This is a genomic window from Gallibacterium salpingitidis (genome assembly GCF_001678495.1).
Classification (GTDB): domain Bacteria; phylum Pseudomonadota; class Gammaproteobacteria; order Enterobacterales; family Pasteurellaceae; genus Gallibacterium; species Gallibacterium salpingitidis.
Genome location: NZ_JTJL01000085.1, coordinates 1 through 2199, shown reverse-complemented (window position 1 = coordinate 2199; position 2199 = coordinate 1). Strand labels below are relative to the sequence as shown.

Below are 2199 nucleotides of genomic sequence, written 5' to 3'. Positions count from 1 at the left end.
TTTTGTCTATTAGGCCCTAAAAGATACTAAACGAAAGGTCTAGCTATTTTGCTAGACCTTTCTTAGATCAACTTAATTATTTACGCTTCAGGTGGGATATTTTTCGCTGGTTTAATTGCTAGTAAATTACAATTTAAATGGCTAATCACATGTTCTGCGGTATTGCCTAATAACACAGCAGAAAGACCAGTACGACCAATAGTACCTAATACCACCAATTCCGCACCAATATCTTGGGCAACTTTAGGAATCACTTCTTCTGGTAATCCTTCATAAACGTGGGTGTGATCTTCATCAATACCAAAATGTTGGCGTAATGCTTTCATATTGATAAGGTGCTGACCGCGAATACTATTACCATAATCAGGAACGCTAAATTCAGGTAAATCCATCGTAATACCAACAGGAGCAGTTGGATAAGCAGTAACTAAATGAATATTACCGCGATCTAAACTTTGCGCTAAGCTCATACTCAAACCAACGAGTTGTTTGTTGAACGCATCGTGGTAAGGTTCATCATCAGACACATTTACCGCAACGAGAATACGGCGTTGGTGCTGCCAATCACCATCTTTTACCATCAAAATTGGACAAGATGATTTACGTAATAATTGCCAGTCAGTTGGAGTAAAAATCAACGCAGAAAGATCATCTTCTTGGTGAGTAAATTTGACGACTAAATCATGATGATGTTTCACAATCTCTTTTTCAATTGCATCGGCTTCGTTACTTTCCCAAACAATCTGAATTTTAAGTTGAATTCCTTCAAGAGAGTAAGATTTTAGTAATTCATTGAGCCATACTTTTTTATCTTCGATTATCGCAGCAATCATCTCTTCACGTTCAGCCGAGGAATGGGTAACACTGACAGCATAAGAAAGATTATAAATAGCGAGAAAGGCAGTAAGAGTGACAGGCTGTGAACTATTTTGTTGTTTTATGAGGTGTAAAGCACGTTCGAGAGCGGCTTGTTTTTGATTTTCCGGATCAATCACCACAAGGATATTGTTGAAATGCATAAAAAACCTCCTTATTAAGTAGTTCCATGTTTATTATAAGGAGGTCAATAGTGAAAGCAAGTTATTAGCGAATTTAATTATTTAAATGGCTAAACGAAGTTTAACTTTTGTTGAGCCTGCTAATTCGACTAATGCTGGCATATCGTTGATAGTAATATATTTTCCTTGTACAGATAACATACCTGTTTTTTGGAAACGACCGAGCAAACGGCTGATGGTTTCAACGGTTAAACCTAGATAGTTACCAATATCACCGCGTGTCATTGTGAGGCGGAATTCTCTAGCAGAGAATCCACGTGCTGAATAACGTTTAGATAAGTTATAAATAAAAGCTGCCAATTTTTCTTCCGCATTCATTTTAGAGAGCAATAAAATCATCTCTTGATCACTTAAAATTTCATTACTCATTAAACGAATAATTTGTTGACGTAATTTTGGCATTTTACCTGCGAGGTCATCGAGAATATCAAATGGGATTTCACATACCATAGAGGTTTCGAGCGCTTGTGCAAAGCTTGGGTGGTGCATACTATGAATAGCGTCAAAACCAACTAAATCACCAGGCAAATGGAATGAGGTAATTTGTTCTTCGCCACTTTCACTAATGGTATAAGTTTTAATGGTGCCAGAACGAATAGCGTAAAGTGATTTTAATTCATCACCAGCTTTAAAAAGAATTTGAGATTTCTGGATAGGCTTTTTACGTTCGATAATATTATCTAATTGATCTAGCTCATGCTCATTGAGGGTAAATGGAATACATAATTGGCTAATGCTACAATCTTGGCAGTGAATAGCGCATCCACCAGATTGAATTCTGCGTCCAACGCGGCTCTCGACTAGTCCTTTCATCTATGAAAACCTCATCTAAAATGCTGCAACAAAATGGCAGCATTATCTAAAAAATTTTGATCTAACGCAAGAAATGGTATCATAAAAGATATTTATTAAGAAGCATAAAATACATCTTTTGAGGTAAAACTTTACATATGGCGGCAGAGAAATTAACGAAGAAACGGTTAATCCAAATTTTAGTAATGTTGGCGATTTTATTAAGCGCCTTTTTTTATCGCAGCTGTCATTATCAAAAGCAGCAAACCACAGTACAGGTGAGCAGTGAGACAATACTTGTCGAGAGAGCATAAAAAAATCTGCACTTGTTGTAAGTGCAGATTCAGAC

At 36.7% G+C, this 2199-nt stretch carries 3 protein-coding genes; 1 reads left to right on the top strand and 2 read right to left on the bottom strand.

Going from position 1 to position 2199, the window contains the following annotated elements:
- Positions 1-80: 80 nt before the first annotated feature.
- Positions 81-1019 (bottom strand): universal stress protein UspE, encoded by a 939-nt coding sequence (gene uspE, locus QS62_RS11670; protein WP_066110374.1) that lies wholly within the window; start codon positions 1017-1019, stop codon positions 81-83.
- An 81-nt stretch (positions 1020-1100) separates the two neighbouring features.
- Positions 1101-1871: an FNR family transcription factor gene (locus QS62_RS11665; RefSeq protein WP_066110372.1), complete on the bottom strand. Its 771-nt coding sequence runs from the start codon at positions 1869-1871 to the stop codon at positions 1101-1103.
- A gap of 137 nt (positions 1872-2008) precedes the next feature.
- On the opposite strand from QS62_RS11665, the gene QS62_RS12115 reads away from it, so the two are divergent.
- Positions 2009-2164 (top strand): hypothetical protein, encoded by a 156-nt coding sequence (locus QS62_RS12115; protein ID WP_197496311.1) that lies wholly within the window; start codon positions 2009-2011, stop codon positions 2162-2164.
- Positions 2165-2199: the final 35 nt, after the last annotated feature.